The organism is Lacrimispora sp. YZC11, from assembly GCF_057543815.1.
Genome location: NZ_BAAJYQ010000005.1, coordinates 155,913 through 182,347 on the forward strand (window position 1 = coordinate 155,913; position 26,435 = coordinate 182,347).

At 45.5% G+C, this 26,435-nt stretch carries 22 protein-coding genes; 2 read left to right on the forward strand and 20 right to left on the reverse strand.

The genetic code is table 11. The annotated features are described in order from the left end of the window. Positions 1 to 27 precede the first annotated feature (27 nt). The 17 genes from AC27IJ_RS03860 to AC27IJ_RS03940 all read right to left on the reverse strand — a co-directional run bounded on the left by AC27IJ_RS03860 (position 28) and on the right by AC27IJ_RS03940 (position 19,974). Positions 28 to 1,584 carry a sugar ABC transporter ATP-binding protein gene (locus AC27IJ_RS03860; protein ID WP_312448118.1) on the reverse strand — a complete coding sequence of 519 codons (1,557 nt, stop codon included), beginning with the start codon at positions 1,582 to 1,584 and terminating at the stop codon, positions 28 to 30. Positions 1,585 to 1,685: 101 nt separating this feature from the next. Next, positions 1,686 to 2,804 carry a galactose ABC transporter substrate-binding protein gene (locus AC27IJ_RS03865; protein WP_312503395.1) on the reverse strand — a complete coding sequence of 373 codons (1,119 nt, stop codon included), beginning with the start codon at positions 2,802 to 2,804 and terminating at the stop codon, positions 1,686 to 1,688. A gap of 189 nt (positions 2,805 to 2,993) precedes the next feature. Continuing rightward, on the reverse strand, positions 2,994 to 4,016 hold the full coding sequence (locus AC27IJ_RS03870; protein WP_312448121.1) for a galactose ABC transporter substrate-binding protein: 1,023 nt from the start codon (positions 4,014 to 4,016) through the stop codon (positions 2,994 to 2,996). Positions 4,017 to 4,031: 15 nt separating this feature from the next. Continuing rightward, entirely contained in the window at positions 4,032 to 5,003 is a 972-nt protein-coding gene (locus tag AC27IJ_RS03875; RefSeq protein WP_312503396.1) for a substrate-binding domain-containing protein, read from the reverse strand. Positions 5,004 to 5,018: 15 nt separating this feature from the next. Beyond that, a complete protein-coding gene (locus AC27IJ_RS03880) occupies positions 5,019 to 6,794 on the reverse strand; it encodes a sensor histidine kinase (protein ID WP_487147556.1) in 1,776 nt (591 codons plus the stop codon). A gap of 50 nt (positions 6,795 to 6,844) precedes the next feature. Continuing rightward, positions 6,845 to 8,461, reverse strand: coding sequence for a response regulator transcription factor (locus AC27IJ_RS03885; RefSeq protein ID WP_487147558.1), 1,617 nt, complete (start codon positions 8,459 to 8,461; stop codon positions 6,845 to 6,847). Positions 8,462 to 8,536: 75 nt separating this feature from the next. Next, the gene (locus tag AC27IJ_RS03890; protein WP_313258285.1) at positions 8,537 to 9,172 is read right to left on the reverse strand and encodes a precorrin-8X methylmutase; all 636 of its coding nucleotides are present in this window, start codon (positions 9,170 to 9,172) and stop codon (positions 8,537 to 8,539) included. Between the two features lie 20 nt (positions 9,173 to 9,192). Continuing rightward, positions 9,193 to 10,740, reverse strand: a complete 1,548-nt coding sequence (locus AC27IJ_RS03895) for a cobyric acid synthase (protein ID WP_312448131.1) — start codon at positions 10,738 to 10,740, stop codon at positions 9,193 to 9,195. Between the two features lie 4 nt (positions 10,741 to 10,744). Further along, positions 10,745 to 11,833, reverse strand: a complete 1,089-nt coding sequence (locus AC27IJ_RS03900) for a pyridoxal phosphate-dependent aminotransferase (protein WP_487147561.1) — start codon at positions 11,831 to 11,833, stop codon at positions 10,745 to 10,747. Positions 11,834 to 11,866: 33 nt separating this feature from the next. After that, positions 11,867 to 12,862, reverse strand: coding sequence for an adenosylcobinamide-phosphate synthase CbiB (gene cbiB, locus AC27IJ_RS03905; RefSeq protein WP_487147563.1), 996 nt, complete (start codon positions 12,860 to 12,862; stop codon positions 11,867 to 11,869). Between the two features lie 23 nt (positions 12,863 to 12,885). Further along, complete coding sequence (locus AC27IJ_RS03910; RefSeq protein ID WP_312503401.1) at positions 12,886 to 13,380, reverse strand: bifunctional adenosylcobinamide kinase/adenosylcobinamide-phosphate guanylyltransferase; 495 nt, start codon at positions 13,378 to 13,380, stop codon at positions 12,886 to 12,888. A 120-nt stretch (positions 13,381 to 13,500) separates the two neighbouring features. Then, positions 13,501 to 14,268, reverse strand: a complete 768-nt coding sequence (locus AC27IJ_RS03915) for an adenosylcobinamide-GDP ribazoletransferase (RefSeq protein WP_487147566.1) — start codon at positions 14,266 to 14,268, stop codon at positions 13,501 to 13,503. A gap of 338 nt (positions 14,269 to 14,606) precedes the next feature. Then, entirely contained in the window at positions 14,607 to 15,518 is a 912-nt protein-coding gene (locus AC27IJ_RS03920) for a sugar phosphate isomerase/epimerase family protein (protein ID WP_312447286.1), read from the reverse strand. Continuing rightward, positions 15,515 to 16,801: an MFS transporter gene (locus AC27IJ_RS03925; protein WP_487147569.1), complete on the reverse strand. Its 1,287-nt coding sequence runs from the start codon at positions 16,799 to 16,801 to the stop codon at positions 15,515 to 15,517. Before AC27IJ_RS03925 ends, AC27IJ_RS03920 begins: the two co-directional genes overlap by 4 nt. A 26-nt stretch (positions 16,802 to 16,827) precedes the next feature. Next, positions 16,828 to 17,658, reverse strand: a complete 831-nt coding sequence (locus AC27IJ_RS03930; RefSeq protein ID WP_312447290.1) for a carbohydrate ABC transporter permease — start codon at positions 17,656 to 17,658, stop codon at positions 16,828 to 16,830. Beyond that, positions 17,655 to 18,551, reverse strand: a complete 897-nt coding sequence (locus AC27IJ_RS03935) for a carbohydrate ABC transporter permease (protein WP_312447292.1) — start codon at positions 18,549 to 18,551, stop codon at positions 17,655 to 17,657. Before AC27IJ_RS03935 ends, AC27IJ_RS03930 begins: the two co-directional genes overlap by 4 nt. 109 nt (positions 18,552 to 18,660) lie before the next feature. Further along, a complete protein-coding gene (locus AC27IJ_RS03940) occupies positions 18,661 to 19,974 on the reverse strand; it encodes an ABC transporter substrate-binding protein (RefSeq protein WP_312447293.1) in 1,314 nt (437 codons plus the stop codon). Positions 19,975 to 20,360: 386 nt separating this feature from the next. On the opposite strand from AC27IJ_RS03940, the gene AC27IJ_RS03945 reads away from it, so the two are divergent. Next, on the forward strand, positions 20,361 to 21,992 hold the full coding sequence (locus AC27IJ_RS03945; RefSeq protein ID WP_312447294.1) for a sensor histidine kinase: 1,632 nt from the start codon (positions 20,361 to 20,363) through the stop codon (positions 21,990 to 21,992). A gap of 32 nt (positions 21,993 to 22,024) precedes the next feature. Then, a complete protein-coding gene (locus AC27IJ_RS03950; protein WP_312447296.1) occupies positions 22,025 to 23,557 on the forward strand; it encodes a response regulator transcription factor in 1,533 nt (510 codons plus the stop codon). Here AC27IJ_RS03950 and AC27IJ_RS03955 read toward each other — a convergent pair. From AC27IJ_RS03955 to AC27IJ_RS03965, 3 genes are all read right to left on the reverse strand, one after another. Continuing rightward, positions 23,539 to 24,864, reverse strand: coding sequence for an MATE family efflux transporter (locus tag AC27IJ_RS03955; protein WP_487147574.1), 1,326 nt, complete (start codon positions 24,862 to 24,864; stop codon positions 23,539 to 23,541). The genes AC27IJ_RS03950 and AC27IJ_RS03955 overlap by 19 nt on opposite strands. Before the next feature lie 202 nt (positions 24,865 to 25,066). Next, on the reverse strand, positions 25,067 to 25,207 hold the full coding sequence (locus AC27IJ_RS03960; protein ID WP_312447299.1) for a hypothetical protein: 141 nt from the start codon (positions 25,205 to 25,207) through the stop codon (positions 25,067 to 25,069). A 49-nt stretch (positions 25,208 to 25,256) separates the two neighbouring features. Beyond that, a complete protein-coding gene (locus AC27IJ_RS03965) occupies positions 25,257 to 26,393 on the reverse strand; it encodes a sodium ion-translocating decarboxylase subunit beta (RefSeq protein WP_312447302.1) in 1,137 nt (378 codons plus the stop codon). Between the last annotated feature and the right edge of the window lie 42 nt (positions 26,394 to 26,435).

Below are 26,435 nucleotides of genomic sequence, written 5' to 3' on the forward strand. Positions count from 1 at the left end.
AATCTTTAGCGTTAGCCTTCTTCGATGTCATGATTTAACCTCCTGTGTGAAATTTTCTGTTACTCTATCGTTTAAATCAAATTTAGTGGCAAATGCCATAATTTTCTCCTGAGTTGCCTCATCATCTTCCAGCTCTCCGGTAATATGGCCGTTGCACATAACAATAATCCGGTTTGACATGCCGATCAGTTCCGGCATTTCGGAAGAAATCATGATAATCGATTTTCCCTGCTTTACCAGCTCTATCATGATCTGGTAAATCTCATATTTTGCACCAACATCAATTCCTCTGGTGGGTTCATCCATGATCAGAATATCCGGGTTATTAGCCAGCCATCTGGCGATAATCACCTTTTGCTGGTTTCCACCTGACAGAGATTGTATCAGGGTCCTGTCATTGGGCGTTTTGATGCTCAGTTTTGCGATGCTCTCCTTTACTACCTGCCCCACCTTTTTGCTGTTAATGGTCCCTGCTTTGGTGTAATTCCGGTAAGAAGCAATGGCCGTATTATCCGCAATGCTTAAGCATCCTATAATACCGGTCCCCCGTCTGTCCTCTGTGATCATTCCTACGGAATCGTTGATGGCATCCTGAGGACGTTTGACCGTCACCTTTTTACCAAGAATTTCAATCTCTCCCCTGGCAATGTGACGCATTCCAAAGATTGCTTCCATCATTTCTGTTCTTTGGGCGCCCACCAGGCCTCCAAATCCCAGAATCTCTCCTCTCTTTAATTCAAAAGAACAGTCCTGGAAAGAGCGTGCGTGGATGCTGCTTAAATTGCTTACTTTTAAGACAGTCTCCTCTTTCCTGTAATCTTCCTTGGGCGGATAGACGTTGCTTAATTCCCGGCCGACCATCTGCTTTACGATTTCGTCATCCGAAATATCCTTTACCTCCCAGGAGCCTACGTACGTCCCGTCACGCATAATTGTAATGTCATCGGCAATCTGCCGGATCTCTGCCATCTTATGGCTGATATATATCATAGAAACACCGCGGGATTTCAATTCCCTGATAATGCGGAACAGCGCTTCCACTTCATTATCAGTCAGCGATGAGGTCGGTTCATCCAAAATTACCAGTTTTGCATTTTGGCTCACTGCCTTTGCAATTTCCACTGACTGCATTTGTCCGATTGATAGTGTCCCAAGTTTTGCCTTGGGATTAAAACTCATTTTTACATCCTTTAACCACTTTTCCGCTTCCTGGTACATGGTCTTATGGTCAACCATCTTTATAGGACCTATTTTCATTAAGGGATATCTTCCAAGGTACATATTTTCCGCAATGGAACGCGCCGGAACCGGCTGCAGCTCCTGATGCACCATGGCAAGCCCTTTGTGAAGGGCATCATCGGGATTTGCGATGCTCACATCCTTCCCGTCAATAAGAACCTTTCCTTCATCCATTTTATAAATGCCGAAAAGGCATTTCATAAGGGTCGATTTACCTGCTCCGTTCTCACCCATTAAGGCATGAACGGTACCGGGACGTACTTTTAAGTTGATTTTATCAAGCGCTTTAACGCCAGGGAAGGATTTGCTGACCCCTATCATTTCCAGTCTATATTCCTCTGCCATCCCGTTTCTCCTCTCCTATTAATTGCCCATGTGTTCTTCAGATACCTTTAAAAATCGGGTGTGCCTTACCGACACACCCGTTTTATACCGGCTGCTGGAAATTATTTTAATTTGTCAAGAATTTCCTGAGCATTATCCTTAGTAACTTTGATATAATCTACCATATTTACATTATCAACTGATTCACCCTTGATAAACTTAACAGCCATATCGCCTGCTGTACGAGCCTGTGAGAAGTGGTCATTGAATACGGTACCTGTCTGCTTGCCGTCGATAACGTTCTGAACAGCCTCTGTCAGAGCATCAACACCTACTAAATAGATGTCTTTGTTTACGGTACGTCCTGCTGCTTCGATTGCCTGAAGAGCACCAAGTGCCATAGCATCGTTGTTGCAGAAGATTACTTCAATCTGATCACCATACTGTGTTAAAGCATCCTGAGCGATCTGCTGAGCTTTTGCCTGATCCCAGTCACCACGCTGCTTTAACAGTTCTTTTACCTGCATACCGGAATCAGTAAGAGCCTTAACAGAGAATTCTGTTCTGTACTGAGCATCAACGTTCTCCGGGTCACCCTGGATCATGATATAAGAAACAACGCCATCGCCGTTAATATCGCCCTTGTTGGAAGTTTCAAAAATTTCTTCTCCCTGATAGGTACCGGACTGTCTTGCGTCACAGCCTACATAAGTAGCATTAATCTTGTCATCTTTCCATCTCTGCTCTTCCTGGGTATCTGGCTCACGGTTAATGAAAACAACCGGGATTCCTGCAGCCTTACACATATCTGTGATTTCCGGAGCAGAAGAAGCCTGAACAAGGTTTAAAATCAATACATCATATTTCTGGGTAATGAAGTTCTGGATCTGGTTGGTCTGTTCAGCCTGATCACCCTTACCATCCTGGATTACAACATTTTCCTTCTTAAAGCCTAAGTCCTCTGTCAGATAGCGCTGAAGCTCTGTACGGTAAAGTGTCATAAAGTTATCGTCAAATTTGTAAATTGAGATACCGACTTTCTTATCCGCTACATCTCCGCCAACAGCATCTTTTACTGCTTCTGCGGTGGTCTCTGCGCTTGTGTCCTCCTTCTTGGTCTCTGCTGCCGTAGTAGCCTCTGGGGCAGCCGTTGTTCCCTTAGAACCTGCTCCACAGCCTGCCATGGAAAATACCATTGCTGACGCAAGGCCTACTGCTAATGCTTTTTTGAGTAATCTCATGATAAATCCTCCCTTATCATTATATTGTTATCGATTGGCGTTTTTACCTTACCGACATGCACATTATAGCTTTCTTTTGTGCAGTTTTCCATATAAATTTATTGGGATATGTATCGATTTTTTTAGATTTCTCCTCTTTCTATCAAAAAAATTCGATATTTTTACTCACTATGCACAACTGACCGCCCATTACTGGGCGGTCAGTGCCTTTTGACTGCATTCATAATACTTATCCCGGTCCAATTTTACAATTTCCTGTACATTTTGACCAAGAGATTCCGCAGCAGCGATTTCAAAAATAACATTTGCATATTCCTGGCTGTCACATTGGACCGTTCCAAACAACTTTCCCGTACGCAGCCCTTCAAGCCCTTGAGGCGTGCCGTCAATCCCTACAATTTTAACCGGCCTCAAGTTTCCTTTCCGTTCCAGAGCATCGGCCGCTCCCAGAGCCATGTCATCATTGTTGCAGATCACCACTTCCACTTCATCCGGGTACTCCAAAAGCCATTGCTCCATCCAGGCGGATGCCTGGCTTCTGTCCCAATTGGCAATTCCCCCGGTGATTTTTTCTAACGGCACTCCGCCATCCTTTAAGGTCTGAATGGACCATTCTGTACGGATCAAGGAGTCCTGGTGGCTGTTTTCTCCTTCCAATAGTACATAGCTGACCTTTCCATCCCCATTTAAGTCAAGGGAAGAAGGATCTTTTTTATAGGCATCCACCAGAATGTTACCCTGAAGGGTTGCAGATTCTTTTGCATTTTCTCCCACATAGTAAAGCTTTTCCCAGCGCCGCATATCCTCTTCTACCGGTTCCCGGTTAAAGAATACCACCGGCAGGCTGGCATCCATGGCTTTGTTGATGATGTTGGAGGCCACGGAACGGTCCACAAGATTCACGCAGATGGCATCATATCCGAGGGAAATGAAACGGTCTACCTGACTGTTCTGGGTATTCTGGTTCCCCTTGGCATCCACAATGTCCATAACCACCTTAATACCTGTTTCCTTTTCATATTCCTTGGCCTGTTCCTCAATATTTCCCCTGAGCGTATTGATAAAGGAATCATCTCCACGGTATAAGGTCACACCAATACGTATGGACTTTTTTTCTTCCTTTCCACTGTCCTTCCTGCTCTGATAAAACACTCCCCAAAGTGCCAGCAGCAGGATAACCACTACCGCCAGGATACCATATCGTTTCTTCATATTCCATCCCCCATCTCAATCAATTGGATACAAAATCCTTTCAAATTTGCTTTCCCGCAGATTGGCCTTCTGAATATAGTAAGAATCCAAAACAATTTGTGTTCTTTGAAGCCCCCCATGAACCGCTTCCACAGCCTTTTCGATGCTCATATAGCCTGCATCAAACTGGTCACTTACAACCAGCCCCTTAATAATTCCATTGTCCAGTTCCTTTAAAAGTTTGGTCGTGCTTCCGACTCCGTAAAGCCCTTCAATGGCATTGCCGTATACCGGACTCCCTGAAATAATATCAGCGGCCTCATCAAGGCTCCTGACATCAATTGCTGCAATGACCGCTTTTCCGCTTCCGGGATAAACCATGCCCTCGATGGCCTCCCGGAAGGTACCCTCCGCCTTTTTCCCAAAAAGCTTCATGGAAAATCCAGATTTTGAAAGAGCGGATACCAGTCCGTCATATGCCTCCCTGTTATACCCATACTCAAGCCCCTCCGTAAAAATCCATACAGGGATATCCGGAGGATTTTCCGCTGCGATTGCCTGTCCAAGCATTCTTCCTTCCTCTTCATAATCCGGAGATATGCCGCTTTTTACCTGGTCATTGGGAGGTAAACTTCCCAATATTACGGCAGGGCTGTTTAAAACCATATCATCCATCCTTTTTACACATTCCACCGGCTTTACAGGAATCAGGACCACAGCGGATGCGCCGTCGCTTATTTCCCTCTGAACCAGTTCTATCTGCTGGTCGGCATCCCCTTTCTCATAGAGTGTGATAAAGCTGACATCTACGTTGTACTCCTCTGCCGCCTTATCAGCGCCCTTTCTGAAATTTACGTAATAGTCATCGGAAGTATCGCCGATGATGACGGAAACCGGATATATTTCAATTTTCTTCTCCTTGATGATCAAATCCGTGGAGGATAAAAGAAATAGGAACACAAGCACTCCCGCCAGCAGAGTCCATAATATTTTTTCCTGTTTTATCATGATCTACTTTCCTTTTCATTGCCCATGCTCTTTGGGCATAGAGGCAGAACTATAGGGAACCGCAGGAAGGCGGATGGTGATCACCGTTCCTTCATCAGGCTCTGACTCAATGGTCAGGCCGTACCTTTCCCCAAAATACAGCTTGATCCTCTCGTTGACATTTTTTACGCCGATCCCCGAACCCTTTTTTGAAGTGACATGGACCTGGTCGGAAAACAAACTTGCCACCTGGTCTGGCCTCATTCCAAGACCATTGTCCTTTACCATATAGCAAAGGTCATCTCCTTCTTTCCAGACCTTTAATATAATTTCTCCGTCCCCATCCATGAACTCCATTCCATGATAGATGGCATTTTCCACAAGGGGCTGCAATACAAGCTTTAAGCTTGCAAGCTCCGTGCATTCCTCTGCTGCATCGATCTCGTAGGAGAACTTATTCTTAAAACGCATATGCTGGATCATCAAATAATTCCGCACGTGCTCCAATTCATCCCTGACCGTGATAATGCTCTTTCCCTTGCTTAAGCTGATCCGGAAAAACCGTGCCAGGGCCGTCACTGCTTTGACCGCCTCTGCCTTTTGCTCGTTTTCAATCATCCACACGATGATGTCCAGGGTATTATAAAGGAAATGAGGATTGATCTGAGACTGTAAGGTATCAAACTCCTGTTTTCTTTTAGCCTCATGCTCTTCCACGATGTCGTCCATCAGAACCCGGATCTGCTTTGCCATATTTTTAATGGAATTCCCCAGATGCTGGATTTCGTAGGAGCCACCGATGGAAACAGGTGTTTCCAAATTCCCCTCTTCCAGAATTCCCACGGATTTTTCCAGATCCTTGATGGGATTGGTGATACGGGAAGAAATATAGGAGTTAATCAGGGCAAGTATGAACAGGATCAGGGTTATGAGGAACACGATAAAAAGCCTGGTTTTAATGGAATTTAAGGAAACCACATTTTTAGGTGTCACTCCAATGATCTTCCAGCCTGTATAACCAATGGATTTTACTGTAATGTTCCGGGTCTCCCCCTGAAATTCCTCCCGGTGGTTTCCGTCCTTATAGCCGGCTGCCGCCAGATTGTTCTCCTGCATCCGTCCGGAATCAATAAGCTGGATTTTGGGATGGTACAGGATCTGCCCGTCATTGCTGATTAAATAGACATAGCCGCCCTTTCCTGTGGTCACCCCGTCAAAAAGATGTTCAAGGCTTGAGTAGCTTAAATCCACTAACAGCACGCCCTGGGTGGTAGAGGTGCCCTCCGTCAGCTCCACGGCCCTTGATAAGGATATCACCCACCGGTACTGGTTTTCATTGCTGTCAAAAATATACTGGACATGGGGATAAGAGAAATGTTGGTTCTCTGTCTTCTCCAAAGCATTTAAAAACCAGTTCTCCCTGGTTACGTCAAGTCCGCTTTTAAGCCTTGCGGCAGGGACTGCTTCCACCATGGTGCCTGATTGGGTAAAGAGAGCGATGTTGTCCACATTATCCTTATTGTTATCATACAGGAGCGTGATCTCGTTATTAATGGATTCCGACGAAAGATCGGCATTTTTAACGGCTCCATAATACAGGGAATCCGACAGCTTCATGACCGTAAGCAGATAGGACTCCACAGATCTGGCTACCTGGTGAATGAGGCTCTGGTTTTCCTCCTGAACCATTTCCCCCACCTGGGTGGAAAGGCGCTGGTATAAGGAAAAAGTGATCAAAAGACTTGCTGCCAAGGCAGTCACGGTAAAATATACAAAAATAGTATAACGAATGCTGATATTCTTTCTTTCCATATTATCGTCTATCCTTTTGGACATAAAGGGATACCCGGAGGGTGTTTCCATTACCTGGCTCCGCGGAATTTAGTCGGTGATACTCCAAATTTTTTCTTGAATACGTAACTGAAATAGTTCTGCTCCTGATATCCCACCTTCGCTGCCACCACATAGGTCTTATCATCCGTTTTATTAAGCAGTTCTACCGCCTTATTAAGACGGACATCCGTCAAATAGGCGATGTAGGCCTGTCCGGTTTCTTTTTTAAACATGGTGGAGAAATATGCCGGGCTCAAATGAAGGCGGCGGCATATCATTTCCACTGACAAATCCGGATTCTGGTAGTGGTCCATAATATATTGCTTTGCTTCCAGGATCACCTGGCGTGTGGTAAAATCACGCTCCTGGTTAATGAACTGGTTCATTTTCCCTGCAGTTTTAAAAAGCCACTGACCGAATTCCTCTTTCTTCTTAATCTTATCAAAGATCTCCATGTCCTTAAGCTCCCCGCCCATAATATCCTCAAGGGCCAGATCATACTGCTGCATCATCTGGAGGACACTGTTTAAAACGCCGAACATATAAACCTGCTGCTGGCGGTAATGCACTTTTGCGGATTCCATTTTTTCAATGATCCTGGAAACCGCTGCTTCGATCTTTTCGCTGGGGCCGAATTTTATGGCTGAGATTAAGTCCGCTTCTGTCACACTGTCAAATTCCAGCTTCCCTACTCCTACCGGCTCCATATCATTGATGTAAATGGTAGTTCCCCTGCCGGCTATGGCTTTATAACCCAGGGCATCAATAGAGGACTGGTAGGCTTCCCGGAAACCGGACAGCTCCCGGAAGCTTTTGCCGATGCCCATGGTGACCGGAACCTCCAGGATTCGCTTTGTTTCTCTGCAGATATCTCCCAGCACATCGATCAGACCTGTGGTAGAGTTGTCATCGTCAAGAGCCACGATCACCACCATCTCTGCCTCTGAAACAGACTGGAAAAGAGAAAACCTGCAGTAGCCCTCTAATTTTTCCCTTACGATCTGCATAACGGAAATGGGGATCAGCTCCTCCTCATTGTGAAGGGAAAGAGTCTCCCTGACTTCTCCCTTTTCCACATCAATGGCAACAATGATCCATTTCCTTGCCCCCATGACTGGCACACCATATTCCTTAAGCTTCTGTTCCACCAGCTCCTCCGGAAGGTTTTTATGCACCAGGTCATTGAAAAACTGTTCCCTGATGATGGGGAGACTTTTCCGGTAATTTTCCCTAAGACGGCTTAAATTTCTTTTTTCTTCTATTTCCTGATCCAAATTCCCCTTGATCCTTTTTAATATGGAGGTCAGTTCTTCCACATTGACCGGCTTTAAAATGTACTCCGTCACATTCAGCTTGATCGCTCTCTGGGCATATTCAAAATCATCATAGCCGGAAAAGATCACCACCTTCATGGAAGGATACCGCTGCCGTACCTTTTCCGCAAGGACCAGGCCATCCATATATGGCATCCGGATATCCGTTAAAACTACATCCGGTTCCAAGACCTCGATCTTTTCCATGGCATCCTCCCCGTTTTCCGCGTCTCCCACCACCCGGAATCCGGCTGCCTGCCATTCAATCTTTTTTATAATGCTTTTACGTACTTCTTCTTCGTCATCTACTAAAATTATGCTGTATAATTCCATGCTGTTCTTCCCCTCTAAATATCCTGCCGGGTATGTCTTTATGCCCAAAACGATGGATAATAAACCAGGTTACTGCTACTGTATCTGATAGAGCAGGGCATTTACGATTGCCGCTGCCACATTGCTTCCTCCCTTTCTTCCCCTGGCCACAATAAAGGGGATATCAGAAAGGGACATGATCATTTCCTTTGACTGGACCACATTAACAAAGCCCACCGGTACGCCGATGATCAGCCTGGGATGGATTTTTCCTTCCTTTATTAATTCATAAAGGCGCACCAGGGCCGTGGGCGCATTACCCACTGCAAAAATACAATCCTCTAAAAGCCCTGCCGCCTTATCCATGCTGGCACAGGCCCGGGTGGTATGGTGAAGCTTTGCATACTCCGCCACATCCTCATCCGCCATATAGCAGCTGACGCTGCAGCCGTTACGTTTTAAGGCACTCTTATTAATGCCGGCCATTCCCATGTTGGTATCCGTAATGATCCGGACACCTTCCTTTAAAGCCTTGATCCCTTCCAAAACGGCATGAGGGGTAAATACCAGATTATCCGCATATTCAAAGTCAGCGGTGGTATGAATCACCCGTTTGATCACCGGCTCATATTCCGGATCAAGGACTTTTTTCCCAAGCTCCATGGTGATCAGTTCAAAACTTCTTTTTTCTATTTCCTCGGGCTGCACCCGTTCCAGCTCCTTAAATTCCATCGATTCCTCCACCCGTTCTTTTAAAATCTGCCGGAAACATGGGAGCTGGTTTCTAATCCCATTATCCCATAGATCCGTTCCATGTCAAGGCTGTCCCTTAAATGGGCAGCCAGCCGTTCATATTGCTCTTCCTTGTATTCCTGGTAGTTAAAACCGCCATCCGGTTCCATGGTAAGGCCCTTCTTTTTTGCAAGAGATTTTACAATGGTCATTGCAATCCCTTCCTTATCAAAGAAGCCATGAATATAGGTGCCGTACACATTTCCCCTCTGGCAGCCGTCCATCTTTGCCAAATGGGAACCTGACTGGGATTCTATGACATAGGAAAGGGGTGGCACGGATCTGGTGGTTTCTCCCATGTGGATTTCATAGCCTTCCACCTCCATGCCTGACAGCTCCTCAAATATCCCTCCTACGCTGGTACAGGAGCCAGCCACTCTTGTCCTGGTCTTTTCCTTTCCAAACACAGTCTGGACCGGCAAAAGTCCCATGCCCCGTACCGGCACGGCAGCCGCTTCCGATTCCACAAGGAAGGGATCGGACAAGCTTTCTCCAAGCATCTGAAAGCCGCCGCAAATTCCAAATACAGGAACCTCCCTTGCCTGAAGCTTAAGGATTGCCGCTTCCAGGCCGTTTTCCCGCATCCAAAGCAGATCTTGGGCTGTATTTTTACTGCCAGGCAGTATGACCAGGTCCGGATTTCCAAGATCGGAAACGCGGTCCACATAGCGAAGGCATACCCAGGGTATCGTAGAGAACACCTGAAAATCAGTGAAATTAGATATTCGTGGCATCCGGATCACAACGATTTCCACGGCTGTCCGGTCCGTTCTAACCGTTCCTGACAGATGGTTTCCCAGGCTGTCCTCCTCTTCCAGCTCCACATCCATATATGGAACCACACCGGCAACCGGAATGGAAAGCTGTTCTTCGATCATGTCCAACCCAGATTCCAACAGGCTTTTGTCCCCCCGGAATTTATTGACGATCAGGCCCTTGATCAAGGCTCTCTCATCTGGTTCCAAAAGCATTACGGTTCCGTAAAGCTGTGCAAACACACCTCCCCGGTCAATATCTCCCACCAGAAGCACCGGGGCCTCCGCTATTTTTGCCATTCCCATATTTACGATATCATCCTGCTTTAAATTAATCTCCGCCGGACTTCCGGCTCCTTCTATGACAATAATATCGTATTCCTCTGAAAGCTTATGAAATGCCCGTTCAACCTCCGGTATCAGCTTTTTTTTGTATGCAAAATACTCCCTGGCGGGCATATTTCCAATGGATATGCCATTTACAATTACCTGGGACCCAACATCATTGGTCGGCTTTAACAGGATAGGATTCATGGCTGCCTCTGGCTTTACTCCTGCAGCTTCCGCCTGGACCGCCTGGGCCCGTCCCATTTCCAGCCCTTCCTCCGTAATATAGGAATTTAATGCCATGTTCTGGGATTTGAAAGGGGCCACCCGGTAGCCATCCTGTTTGAAGATCCGGCATAAGCCGGCTGCAATCAGGCTTTTCCCTGCATTGGACATGGTTCCCTGTATCATGATCGTCTTTGCCATTCGGTTATTTCCCTTCTGTCACTATAGATTTCAATATAGAAAGAAACTCTTCATTTTCCTTCCGCTGCTTTACGCAGATTCGGTAATAGGTATCATCAAGCCCTCTGTAATTGGAACAGGAACGTATCAGAACTTTCCGGTCCAGAAGCTGATTATAAAGCATCTTTTCCCGACTAAGGGCCTCCGGCCTCAAATCCCTGAAAAAAATATAATTGGCCATGGAATCAAAAACCTGAAAGCCAAGAGAAGAAAGAGTTGATTTTAAATACTCCCTTTCACAGGCAATCACCTGTCTTGTTTTCTCTACGTATTCCGTCTCCATAAGGGCCGCCTCTCCTGCTGCCTGGGCAAGGCTTGAAACGCTCCAGGGCTGCCGTATGAGATCCATCTGGTCCAGGACCTCTTTTCCTGTGCAAATCCCATAGCCTAATCGCAGCCCGGCCATGGCGTACAGTTTTGTAAACGCCTTTAAAAGGAAGACGTTTTCATAACCGCCGCAGCCTATGAGATCAAGGACCGAATACCGGTCCGGCTCCGGCAGGAATTCATTAAAGCATTCATCTACCACACAAAAGATCCCGCGGTCCCTGGAATATTTAAGAATTGCCGCCATAGCTTCCTTTTCCGCTGCAAAACCGGTGGGATTATTGGGATTGCATAAAAACATCATCTGAATATCAATCCCGCTTTTTTCCAACCATTCTGTAAAGTCCTTTTCATATAACTGAAACCCGTTTTCCTCTTTTAAGCTATAATAAAAGATGTTGCAGGAAGATGCTTTAAGAGCCTGTTCATATTCCAGAAATGAAGGGGCAATCAGCAGGGCATTTTTCGGTTTTAACACCTGAACGATCTGAAAGATCAGATCCGCTGCCCCGTTTCCGCAAATGATATTCTCTGTTGAAACGCCATGAAACCTTGCCAGTTCCTTACGAAGTCTCATGGACCTGCTGTCAGGGTAACAGGAACAACTGTCTGCTGCTTTATAAAGAGCCTCTTTTACTCCATGAGGAAGCCCCAGTGGATTTATGTTGGCTGAATAGTCTATTGTCACGTTGTTGGCATATATATCTCCGCCATGCTGGTATTCCATATTGATTTCTCCCGGTCAAACATATAATAGTGTTTAAAAAACGATAAGGAACAGAAGGAATACAGGGATTACCCCTAACACATAGGTAACTGTCATGAGGCAATTGGCCCTGGGTATATCCTCGTATTCCACCGGCCTTATCACATCTCCAATGGTAGGCTTTTCATATAGCTTACCAAAATAATAGGCATTTCCCGCCAGTTGAATCTGCAAAGCCCCTGCACAGACCGCTTCCGTCTGGGCTGAATTGGGACTTTTGTGATTGAAGCGGTCCCTCTTAAATATCTTGAGGCCGTTCCTGCCGCTGTATGGATTCCCCACTCTCCTCATTCCATAAAAAAACTGGCACACATATCCTGCTTCAATCATAAGAGCCGCTGACAAACGGGCCGGTATGAAATTGCAGATATCATCAAACCTGGCTGCTGCCCGTCCGAACCAGAGATACCGTTCATTTTTATAGCCCACCATGGAATCCATGGTGTTTACTGCCTTGTATAAAAACACTCCCACTCCTCCAAAAAGGGCCATGAAGAGCAGGGGAGCGATAATTCCATCCGAAGTGTTTTCCGCCACGGTTTCCACCGCAGCCTTCGTGATCCCCTCTTCCGGCAATTCTTTCGTATCGCGGCCTACGATCATGGATACGGCTGTTCTGGCCCCTTCCACATCCCCATTGAGGAACGCTTTATAGACCTTCATACTTTCTTCCCGCAGGGAACGCCATGCCATCATCTGGCCGCACATTATACTTTCTATAAGAAACCCCGCATAGGGGGAAAGGAAATAGGCCGTCCAGAGTATTGCCCCGGATACTGCGCCCGTGATTAAGAGCACAAGGATCACCAGCCATAAGCCGGCTCTCCTTTCCCCCATTTCTCCCTTAGGAAACATATTCCTGAGCTTTTTCTCCAGCCAGCTTATCAGCGATCCTATCCCGCAGACCGGATGCCAAAGCCAGCGGGGATCTCCAAAACACAGATCCAGAAAGCATCCTGTCAGCACTGCTGCTAAATGTAGTCTTATCATCGTTCTATTCCCTGACCTTCTACCTATTTAATTTGAGCCGCAATTCCGCAAACCATGCGGTAAACTTCCCTGGACTTTCGGGCTAATTTAACGGATGCCCTTCCCGACACTTCTCTCCATTCCCTGTCTTCCGGATCAAGGGGTACAATGCCGCAGCCCAGTTCATTGATGGTAATAATAGCATCGGGATTTTGCTGCTGGAGGGCCTCAAGAAAGGCATCAACGCTTTTTCCTTCTTTTAAAAGCCGCCTTATATACTCATGAAGACCATGGATGATCCGGCACTTCATGGCAGCTTCAAAGCTGTCCCTGCTGCCTTCTGCGGTCTCATATTCTTCCTCTTTCTCATTTTTACTTTTTGATGAATCAGGCGGATATTCCTGCATATCCAATTGATTCACAAACAGGGGGTTGAAAGGTGTTTTTCTTTCAGCTGTTGTCATACCACCGGCATTCTTTGCCAGTTCCATGGCAAAAGCCAGCTTTCCCTGCCATGCTCCACCTACAATCAATACCATATTTCCTCTTTCCTGCCCATGCTTTTTGGGCATAAAGGTATACCCGTAGGGTGTTTCCTCTTTCCTGCCCATTCTTTCTGGACAAAAAGTTATACCGCAGGGTGTTTCCTCTCCGTCCTTTTATAGCAATACCACATGGGAAACCACGGCAAGTCCAGCCACAAGGGCCAGCTCGCATATTTGCAGAAAATATCCTGCAAGATCCCCGGTAATGCCTCCGAATTCCCGCTTTGCCATGGTATAATAATACCAATAAATAAAAAGGGAGATGATAAGAGTCACGGCCGCAGACGCCGCTCCTCCCAGATACCAGATTCCTCCTCCCGCCGCTGCCAGATACAAGACCATAACAACGGCCACTGCCCGCTTCTGAGCAGCCCCGGAAAAGGAGGCTGCCAGCCCGCTTTCCTTTGCCATGGGAAATGTGACGACAGACAGGCCGCTTAAGGCCCTGGTAACCACAAATGAAAGGCAAAAGACAGGTATCATGTCCGGACGCATTTCCAAAAAAACGGCCAGATAAAGAACCAGGTAAACACCGCAGCCGATGATAGCAAAAGCGCCTGTATGGGGGTCCTTTAATATCTCAAGCTTTTTCTTTCTGTCTCCGTTGGACGATCTTGCATCGACCACATCCAGAAATCCGTCCATATGTATGCCTCCTGTAACCAGTATGGGAATTACTACCGGGAGTATTTGCCCGAGATGACGGAAACCAAGAGCATTGCAGCCAAGAAAGACTGCAAATTCCAGCAGGCCGATGACTGCTCCGATGAGAGGGAAAAAGCACATGACATACTTCATCCGCTCTCTTGTCCATTCCAGTTGGGGCATTGGGACACGGGAGTACATGGAAAACGCAATAACTAAGCTGCCAAAAAGATTCATATTCCTCCTCCTCATAATACTTAAGCCAGGGGCACGCCCGGCACATAAAATTATCATATCACAGAATAAGAAAAATGTCATTTCCATTCAAAATTCCTGCCTTTGTTTTCTAAACAATGATGCAGAGCACCGGGTTTGACTGTACAGCTCACAGGAGATTCCATTGACCGGATTTATATCGGTGTGTGATCCGCTTTGACCGGCACCTGAAACATAAAGAAAAACGCTGCACAATAAAACAGCGTTTCTCTTTATTTATATATGTATGCATATTAATGATAACTTAACCAAGCTTTCCGGCTTTAAATCCCTGCAGCATCTTTTGTTATTTCTCCCTGCTATATACCGGTATGATGCTTTCCCTTTGCTTCCCAATACATACCGGTAAGCTTCTCCCCGGCTTCATATGCTTTCTTAAGGAACCCATCAATATTTTCATCATAGCACATTAATTCCAGAGTCAGGGGCAGCTCATACTCCGTCCGGGCGACTGCTGCCATAACCTCCTGCCAATTGATATTACCGTTCCCTGGAATTTGATGGAAATCTGCGGAACCGCTGTTGTCATGAATATGGATCGCATACAGGTGGTCTTTGTACCGATGAATCATATCGGTCATCTTCCTGCCCCATACCATATTTGCATGCCCTGTATCCAGGCAGAAACCTATGAACTGCGACGGATACCTGGCAAAGAGCCTGTCCAGCTGATCCAGCTCATACCGCTCCGGCATATCGAACAGGTTTTCAATACAGATGCGTACTCCCTTATGGATACAATAAGGCTGAAGCTCATCAAAGGATCGGTATACCTGCTGATAAAAATGCTCTTCTGTCTCCGGCTTCTCCTGCAAAGTAAAATGAGGGACATACAAATGAAGAACGATCTCTTTTGCGCCCATGTACGCAGCCAAATCAACACGGTTTTTAATTAACTCAACTCCTGCTTTTCTGTTATACTCCACGTCAGAAGTATAATCCTTACGGTAATGTCCATCAATCAGGTTTACATTCCGCTTTGAACCCTTGGAGGCGTGCAGGGCTTTTGCCTTCAGCCCGTATTGATCCATCCATTCTTTGATCTGCTCCATCTCATAAGAGGAATAAATATAATCCCCATCCCATTCAAAGCACCAGTGGATATGGGTAAACCCCGCCTGTGATATCTTATATAATACTTCATTGATTTTTTCAATCTGAGGAAATTCTCCCGCAAAATCTGTTGCAATTGCCAACTGTAAAGTACTCATATTCTCTCCTTTCCATCGCCTGATACGGCACATCCTTTTCTTTCTGTATTTACAAATAATAAACAGGGGAGGCCTGCCAAAATCGTCACCGCCAGCCAGCCATATATGGTGGCCTGCCAGCCTCGATGCTCTACCATAAGTCCAATGGTAAACGTTGAAATTGCCGTTCCCAAATATGCCATCGCATTCAGGAAACCGGATACTCCGGACACGCGTCCGTGCTTTAAGAACCGCAGTGGGTAAATATTGACCACCAGCGTATTCACTGCCATCATGGATGCCGTAATCATCGCCAGGAAGCATGCCGTTATGACCGGGGAGATGCTTCCTGCCGTACACAACAGAAGCAGTCCTGCTGCTGCCCATGTAAAAAAGAAAAATACGGATAATCCTATCCTCTCCCCGGTCTTATGGTAGACAAACCTGGCCAGATATGCCCCCGATAAATTGATGACCGGCAATATGGAGGTAAGCAAGACGGAAAAGGAAGCTGCTATTCCGAAAGATTCACTGATATAGGTGGGAACCCAGGAAGTCACACCGTCCTTTAACATACCATGCACCATAATGGGTATCAAAAGTGTCAGGATCCCGGAAGTTGCCATCAGCTTTCCAAAGGAGGTCTGAGTCTGCTCCTTCTGCTTGCACGTTTCTTTTGTCCCTCTCTCTTCTACAGCGGTTTCGGCGTGGCGGCAAACATCCCAGAAACCGATATTCCATAAGATGGAGGCTGCCGCCAGTAAGATTGCTGCTGTAATAAATACTCCGGGCCAGGCCGCAACCGCCAGCACTCCCGCTGACAGCAGATAGGAGATCAAAGTTCCTATGATCTGGGACGATACAATATTTACACTGCAGTTCACCCGATCCTCGCCGTGAAGCATTTCCGCGAATATGCGGATAATAGGCGCCCATATCATCGCCTGAAAATATCCGTTTGCACCCCAGGACAATGCCATCCATGGAGCACTATGGCTGATACCCATGGCAATATTGGCAAGTCCGGAACAAAACAGCCCCACAAATATCATCCTCTTGGGATTAACCCGGTCGCCCAGAAGCCCATTGATCATCTGTCCCGCTCCGTAGGCAAAGAAATAAGCCATACTGATAAATCCTGCCTGAGACGCTGTCAGGATATGCTCTGAGATAATCTGAGCCATTGCAGAGGAATAATTCAGCCTTCCGATATATGACACACAATATACCATCCAGCATAACAGGAATAATCTTCTGACATACTTTCTATCCCCGATTTTACATAATACCTCTTTTCTATCCATATCCACTCCTTTATTCCTGACGGCCTCTAGCCCTTCACCGCGCCGTTGGTCAAGCCGCCGATGATCTTTTTCTGCATAAACACATAAAAAACCATAATCGGCAGCATGGACAGTAGGAAAGCTGCAAAAATCATTGGATAGTTAATGGCGTGTGTCATCTTGAAGTTATATTGGAACAGAGTAAGGGTCCAGTAATCCGGTGACTTATTTAAGGTCAGCAGAGGGAGAAGGAAGTCATTCCAGAACCAAAGCCCGTTTTTGATCAATACCGTCGCCGTCATGGGGCTTAGTAGGGGAAAGACGATATGGACGTAGATGTTCCAGGTCGACGCTCCGTCAATATATGCTGCTTCTTCCAATTCCATGGGGATGCCCTGTATGAAGGCCACGTAGAGGAATACGCCTTCACAGACCGCGCTTGATATGTATACAATAATTAGTCCGGGGATATTCAGCATACCCATCACCGACATAACCTTAACTAAGGGAAGCATTTTTACCGTAAACGGTACGAAGATACCTGCCAGTAAAAAGAAATAGAGATATTTATAATATCTTTTTTCCCTCATGCTCCTGGCAATTGCATAGGAGACCATGGGAATAACTGCTATTGTTCCAAGGGAAGCGAACACCGTAATCGCCAGGGTGTTTAGGACGGTCCTTGGATAACCGGAATCTGCTACAATTGCAAGAAAATTATCTAAATTAAGTCGCTTTGGCAATGCAAAAAAGCTCTGGCTCAATTCCTGGGGAGTCTTCATCGAGGTTATTACAGTTAAATAGACCGGATATGCAATCATAATAACACCGATGATCAGGAAGAGATACAATGCTGTACTTTTCAATTTATTGCTCATCCCTCTTCCTCCTGGTATATACTCTTCTTATTGCTAAAGGCTATCTGTATAAATGAAATGGAGCATATAATAACGGTCACAACCACGGCTTCTGCAATACCCAGGGAGAAATTGACCTCCTTGAAACCATGGTTATAGATCAGCAGCGCTGTACTTTCTGTTGCTCCGCCGGGCCCTCCGCCTGTTAATGCAACAATATAATCATATATCGTCAAACCATCCTTAATCACTAATACCATAACCACGGTAAGCACTGGAAGCAGGAAAGGAAAGGTAATAAATTTGAATACTTCCCATCTTCTGGCGCCGTCAAGGGAGGCCGATTCCACAAGCTCCTGGGGAACATTCTGCAGGCCTGCCATTAATAACACCGTGGGGATCGCAATTCCCTGCCATACATTGGTGATCAGAACCGCATAAATTGCTGTTTTAGAACTGGACAGCATACTCCTGCTCAGCCATTCTATATGAAGCAGCTGTCCGATCTGGGGGAGGACCTGGAAAAATACCTCATTAAATATAAGGCCTACCGTCAGCATACTGACAACCGCCGGAAAAAAGTATGCTCCCCGAAAGAAATCCTTTGCCTTGATTTTACTGTCTAAGATAAGAGCCATGGTCAGGCTGAGCCCAACGATACTTACAACTAACAGAACCGTATATTTGAAGTTAAACAAAATTGCATTCTGAAAGCGACTGCTGAACAGCACTCTGATATAATTCTTTATTCCGACAAACTGATATTGACTGGTCAATCCATTCCAGTCAGTCAGACTGTAATAGATTCCCGCACCTACCGGATAGATAAAAAAGAGAATGTATAATACCGTTGCCGGAACAGAAAAAGCAAACATCGTAATATTTCTTTCTTTTATCCTTTTCCTTTTCTTCATATATTTTTCTACCTTTCTAAAAAATGGCTACTGTAAGTACTCCGTTACAATAGCCATTTTATTTATGGCAAGCCGCCCGGCTGCCGACACAGTCCGCTTCTATCTGCTGTTATTGGGCTGCATATTTTTCCTTGCAGATTCGATCCGTCTCCTTGAGGAAATTGTCTGTATTTTTGTCTGAAATAAGCTGCTGCACATATACAGACCATTCAGAACGCCATCCCGACGGCCAGAAATTGACCATGGTCAGGAAGGTGTTTCCGCTGTCAATGACTTCTTTGATGCCTTTTAAGGGTTCAATCGTATAATTTACTCCTTCGATTACCGGAGGGGTTCCTTCTTCATCCGCTACCATTTGATAGATCTCCGGTCTTGATAAGAATTCAATGAACGCTTTTGCTTCCTCCTGATGAGGGGTCTTGCTGGATACGCCATAAGCGATATCCACGTTGATGGGAATCTTATAGTCATCACTTACCGGACTCGGATAGGGAATTAAGGTGAAGTCCAAATCAGGGTTGTTTTGCTGTATTACCGTGTATTTGGCTGTTATTGCAACAAACATAGGGATCTTCCCGTTAGCAAAATCAGCAACGCACTGTTCAATACCATAGGACAGGGTGTCTCCTGCATATTCCCTGGTTTTAAGCAATGCCTGTGCAAGTTCCTTAAAATAAGGCTTATCTGCGTCGTTAAAGGAAGCGTCAGTGGTGCCTACGGTCTCTGTATCTATGTAAACATCATTTTTAATAATACCAACGATTCTTTCTCCTTCCTGTGCCAGATAGCCCGGATCTTTATCTACAAAGGTAAAGGGTGTAATACCTTTTGCCTGGAAGGCTTCACATACGTCCATCAATTCACTCCAGGTAGCTGGTAACTCCAAACCTGCTTCTTTAAACATGGTCCTGTTACAATAAATTCCAAACGAATTCAAAGCAAAAGGCATTGCATATATTTTACCGTTCCAGGTAGAGAATTGCAGAGCACTGTCCGATGCCCGGTGCAGCCATTCCTCGCCAGTCAGTTCTGTATACACCCCATCATCCATCATGGTGTGGTATGCCGTTTCTGCCGGATAGACCGACATGATATCAGGAACATCTCCGGTTGAAACCCTGGTGAACAATACCGTCTCCGCATCTGCAGGTGCTGTCTGTTTTATTACCACATTGGAGTGTTCCTCTTCAAATTTTTCAATTACTTTGTTAAATACCGCTTCTCCCTCTACCTTGCAATTAAAAAATTCCAGCTCCACTTTCCCATCGGCAGAAGCCTCCTTCCCATTTCCCCCATTAGAACCGGCAGCTCCTTTTGCCTCCTTACCACTTTGCTCCGCCGTCTGGGACGCCAGACCGCAGCCAACCAGGCTCAGTGCCATCAGCGTGATCCCCAGCCCAACACCCAATACATACTTTTTCATAAGAAACCTCCTTTAAATTGCTGTTGTTTTAACTCGCATGCTCATTATAAAGGATTCCATCTTAATATGCTTGCCATATCTTCTGAACTTATTGCCATTTCTTCTGAACTGTAAAAGTATGCTCTTAATCCCGGCTTTTCTATGATATAATGTCCACGAAAGCAATGAGCAGTGCGAAGCATGCCAGAAGAAGATTTTCGTTGTGCCCGCACATAAGAAAATCTTCTTCTGGCATGCTTCATAGGGCGAATGCCCGTGAGCTGGCAAAACCTACGGTTTTGCCAGCTGCACTGCGGACTTATGGTATAGCCCATCGGCACGAACGCCGAATACAGATCCGCGGAATATCCCCCTACGCCATAAATCACCAAAGAAAGGACACCCCCATGACGAAGAAGCCAGAAATCCAGCTTTCTTCACCCAAGATGAACATACAGCTGAAGCTGATGCTGATACTGGAAACCATCGTACTTTTGGGTGCATACATCATTATCACGGGCACGTACCAGAATCTGGAGCGGCATAAGACCGAGGAAGCGGTAAGGCAGCTGAACGGCACCCTGATGACCAATATTGAGCATACCGCCAATGCCCTGGATACACTTACCAAATCCCTGATCAGCAGTGAAGCCTACGAGGTGTCCCCATCTCTTTGGAGCTATTTAAAATCCCGTGCCAGACAAAAAGAAAATCCTGGGAGGGTGGATGGATTATTTATTGAAAAATATTATCAGCTTACCATCTTATTTCCTCAGCTGAACTGCCTCTTCCTATATCGTCCGGAAGGGGATTTAATGAGCTACAAATACAACGACCAGAAATACCACCTTCTGATGGAATTGCCCGAAAATGACTGGGTCACCACCTTAAAAGACAACCGGGGAGCCCTTTCCTTTATCACCCAAAAAGAAGCGGAGGATCTGGGATACCAGGTGAACAACAGGCTATTGTTTGCAGGGCGGGTTTTGAATAATATCAGTGCGTCCAAACCAGTAGCCATCATCTTAGCCGGTATTAACATCACTGATCTCCAGTATGATTTTAAATGCAACAAATTATTTGATTCCCAGCAGTTTGCCTGCTTTGATGCAAATAAAAAGTTATTATTTTCCTCCGACGGGTTCAGGGATATCACCTGGGAGGAAATACACTCTCCAAAAGCCGGAGATCCATATGCGTATTACCTGACTGCCAATGACAATCATACCTTATACAGCGTCATCGCTACGGATAAAAAAGATATCACCCAGTCCTCCTCTTTCCTGCGTCCTGTTTTTCTGATGATCATCCTGGTTATTTTCCTGTCTAATCTTCTGCTGTCCTGGATGATTACCAAGAGAGTCATAAAATCCTACAGAGAAATGACAAAGCAGGTATATCAAAAAAGCCTGGCTGAAAAGGATTTGAATCTGCAGATGCTGCGTTCTCAGATCAATCCCCATTTTTTATACAATACCCTGGACCGGATGCGGATGGCCTCTCTCAATGCCAATTACCCCCATTTGGCAACCATGTGCGAACTGCTGGCAAAGATTCTCCGATTTGGTGTCTCCGAGGCCAATAAACTGGTAACTGTAGAAGAAGAATATGCTCATCTGGAAGAATACATCCGTTTAATCAAGCTAAGCTACACCAATGTGTCCATCAGCACCAGTCTGGATCCTGAAATTCTTTCCTACCGGATGCTTAAGCTTCTGCTGCAGCCTTTGGTAGAAAACAGTATTAATCACGGTATTATTGATGATGCCGCCAATGGTTCTATTCAAATATGGGGATATAAAAAAGACGGAAATTTGATTTTCACCGTTTCAGACAATGGAAACGGAATGGATGAAGAACATTTGGCCCTGCTGCGTGATTACTTAGAGGATAAGAATACCGATTTTCACAGTATCGGCTTAAAGAATATCAAGAAAAGAATTCAACTCTATTACGGAAGAGAGTATGATTTATTCATTGACAGCTGGCTTCACCAGGGAACAACTGTAACCATTAAAATTCCGGTCACAGAAGAGTAAATCGTTTGAGCAGAAAGTGATAGGAGGCGCATATGACAAGCAATTATATTTTAATCGTAGATGATGATCCTGATATTCTGGAGGGGCTTGCCCATGCGGTAGAAAAGGAATTTGAAAACAAGTTAAACGTACTTAGCTGCAGGAATGGGGCCATCGCGGCTGATATCTTAAGATGCAATACCATCGATATCCTGATTACCGATATTAAGATGCCGGTTATGAACGGGATTGAATTGCTGGATTTTATCAAACAGCATCATATCACCTGCAAGAGTGTTGTCTTAAGCAGCTATGACGACTTTAATCTGGTAAGGGATGTTCTTCGTCTGGGTGCAGCCGATTATCTTTTAAAGCCTGTTGATTTTCCGGTGCTGTATCAGCTCTTATACCGCTTGCTTGCCCAGGTCATGTCAGAGCAGAGCAGTTCTGCAGGACGAAACTATCCCCTTAACATGCAGCAATTACTGGAGTCCTATTTGCAAAATCCCATGCAAAAGACCGAGCATATGCTTGCATTTGAAGAAAAGTATTCCCTGACCCCCGGCTCTTCCTGTATCGTCGGCTGCATTAAGCTGGATGCGGTTTATTCCGGAAAGCTTTTTCAGCTTCAGGAAGGTCTGCGTGAGGACCTTTATCACTGCCTGAACCGGTCCCATATCCAATACCGCAAGATCGTAACAGGGGAAATGGCCTCCTGCTTTGTATTTATGCTGTTTCCTGATACGGATATCCCCCGCTGCCTGGACAGCCTCCATTCCTTTGGGGAATATATGGCTGTCCAGGGTTATAAGTTTAAGTTCAGTAAACAATACGTCACCTTCCACCAGTGCTCCGATGGGTTTAAGGATTGCCTCACCTGGTTTGAATTCGGCTATTACGACCTCCCCTATACCCCTGCTTATGAAGGCTGTACTGCTGAGGATATCTCCGAATTTATCCATCAGGCAATGAATTCCCTGGCGGTTTATGACATGAAGAATACCCTGCATTATCTCCGTCTTTTCTTTGCTGTCACTAATCATCGGAAGCCGCCGGTAAAAGAGACAAAAAAAACACTGAATAACTCAATCTATGCATTGATCCGGCAGAATCCCAAATATATTGAGCCGGTCAGCGGGCTTAAATTCAGTGAACACGATCTGTTCAGCCAAATCGAGAATGCTCCTTCTCTCTCGATTCTCGAGAAAGAATTATACTGTTCCCTGAATCATCTGGTTGAAATTGTATTGCATTCCCTGCAGAATAAGGAGGACTGCATCATTGAAAAGGCAAAATCCTACATCGAAAGAAACTACAATGAATGCATCAGCTTAGAAGACGTGGCAGCTCATGTTTATATGAATAAAAGCTATTTTTCTTCCTTTTTTAAAAGCAAGGCCGGCCTCACTTACCGTGATTATCTGCGCAATTACCGCATAGAAAAATCCATTCGCCTCATTGCGGACAGCAATATGAAAATCTACGAGATAGCCCAGGCGGTGGGTTATAATGATTCCGCACATTTTATCCGTGCCTTCAAGGAAGTAACCGGCAAGAGTCCCGGTGATTATAAAGTATCCTTATAAACATCTGTGCCTTTTTTCCAAAATAATAATATCATTCCAAGAATACTCACCAATCCTTCTGTCATAACAAATGCCAGCCATACCCCCGTCATTCCCCAGATCCGGCTCAGCATGAGCACCATGGGAACAAGAACAACACAGCCCCGCGCCACCGAAACAATAAAGGCATTCAGCCCACGCTCGGCTGCACTTAAATACATGCATACAATAATATTGATTCCCGCAAAGAAAAAACCGGCAAAATAGATCCTAAGCCCTTCCCTGGCAAGAAGTGCAATTGCGGCATTCTGCTCACTGTTGAATGCATTGATCATTTGATCCGAACAGAAAAATACCAGGGAATAAATTGCTGACGCTATTGCCAGGGAGGTGATGACCGCATATTGAAGCAGTTTTTTTATAATAATACCATTCCCTGAGCCATAAGCCTTGCTGACCAGCGGCTGTATTCCCTGTGCAATTCCAGTGAAAACCGAGATTCCTACCAGTGCTATATTGGCTACAATCCCGTAAGATGCGACACCCAAATTTCCCTCCAGTTGCAGGATGACCAGATTAAAGGTGATCAAAACGATAGCCGACGACACCTCCGTAATAAATGCGGCCAGGCCAAGGCCAAGGATATCATGGGTAGCCTTCCACTGAATTCTGCTTCGTAACCACCGGAGACCGCTTTCCCCCCGTATAAAGTGGGCAGATAAAACTACAAGACTGATGACGGGTGCCAGACCGGTGGCAAAGGCTGCACCAAACATCCCCATTCCCAGCGGAAACATAAATATATAGTCCAAAATTATATTGGATAGACTTCCTGTCAGCATTGCAATCATCGACAGCTTAGGATTATTATCATTTCTCACAAATGCCAGCATGATATTGTTCAGGATAAAAAAAGGCGCAAAGTAAAGTATGGTGCTTAAATATGCCTCAGTCAGAGGCAATGTAGCTGCATCCGCTCCCAATAATACAGCCAGAGGCCCGGTGCCCAGGACCCCTGTGATTGCAAACAGCACTCCTGCCAAAATACCCAGCTTTAGACTGACGGTAAAAACGGCATTTATCCGCTTTCCCTCATTCTGGGATTTTAAAATGCCGTAGCGGGTAGCACCTCCTATACCGATCATCAATCCGGTACCATGAATCAGGCTGTAAATCCCAATTGAAAAATTCAGTGCCGCCAGGCCTGCAGCGCCCAGTGCCCTTGATACAAAAAAGGTATCTGCCAGTATATAGCAGGAGAGCCCTATCATTCCCAGAATATTAAGGCTCACATATCTGGCGTAGTTTTTTAATACAGATTGTTCCATCCCTTATCCTCCTTTAAACATAAAAAAGGTGTTCTTAAAATATTCCTTCCACGACCTAACGGAATATTTCAGAACACCTTTAAATTCTTTACCCGGTGGCAAAGAAAAGGTAATTTATAAAACCAGAGTTATCATAATACAGTTTTGGCTGTTTGTCAATACTCTGTGATTTTAACCCTTTTATGGCATTTCATAAATAACTTTACTCTTCCTTTTTATCCAAAATGGTTTTTTCAAACCACCGAAATCCCATGATGAGCAATGTGATAATGATGATAACTACAAATATACTAAACATTCCCTTCCACATAATATCCAGTGACAGGAGAAATTTTTCAAGCATAGCTGGCTCCTTTCTTTCAGGCAGCAGAGATTCCTTTTATGGCTGCTGGTCATAACAATGTGGTTAAAAGGTTTAAGATAATTCCGCCTGCCAAAACAGAGGCAATCTGCCCGGAAACATTGGCCCCAATGGCATGCATCAACAGATGATTGGTGGGGTCTTCCTTGATGGACATCTTCTGTACTACTCGGGCTGACATGGGGAAAGCGGAAATACCGGCTGCGCCGATCATAGGATTGATCTTATTCTTTCTAAATAAGTTGATGAACTTGGCAAACAGCACTCCTCCTATGGTATCAAACACAAAAGCAACCAAGCCAAGTCCCAGAATAATCAGGGTCTGCCAGGTAACGAACGCTTCCGCCCTCATGCTGAATGAGACGGTAATTCCCAAAAGCAGGGTGATCAAATTAGCGAGTATATTCTGTGCTGCATCTGACAAGCTGCCCAGCACGCCGCATTCTCTGAGCAGATTTCCAAACATCAGAAAACCCACCAAAGAAACAGACTGAGGAGCCACAAATCCGGCAATCATGGACACTACAATTGGAAACAGGATCCGCATCCTCCTGGATACCGTCATCGGATTATAAGGCATCCGGATCAGGCGCTCCTTTTTGGTGGTAACCAGCTTAATGGCAAATGGCTGGACCAGAGGAACCAGGGCCATGTAGGAATAAGCCGCTACTGCAATTGGCCCAATGTAATTTGATTTGAGTATCTGGGATACCAGGATAGAGGTCGGGCCGTCAGCAGCACCGATAATACCAATGGAGGCCGCGTCAGAAAGGTTAAACCCAAGCAAAATAGCCACGGTAATCGTTAAGAAAATACCAAACTGGGCTGCTGCACCAAACAGCATCATAATGGGATTGGATAACAGAGGCCCAAAATCAATCATGGCTCCGATCCCGATAAACAGGAGAAGAGGCAGCGCTTCCGAGGCTTCGATCCCTGATTCAAACAGCCACTGGATAATACCATGGGTATTTCCGATACCGGGAAGCGTCTGATCGATCACGCCGGACATGGGTAAGTTGACCAGTATGGCCCCAAATCCCATGGGAAGAAGGAGCGACGGCTCGTACCCCTTTTTGACAGCAAGATAAATCAACAAAAAACCGACGAGATACATGATTAACTGGGAAACGGTGACAGAGGTAAGGCCTGACAATAAAAAGTTCATATTTTATCTCCCTTCGTACTAGTACGCTTTTGTATCGAGAAG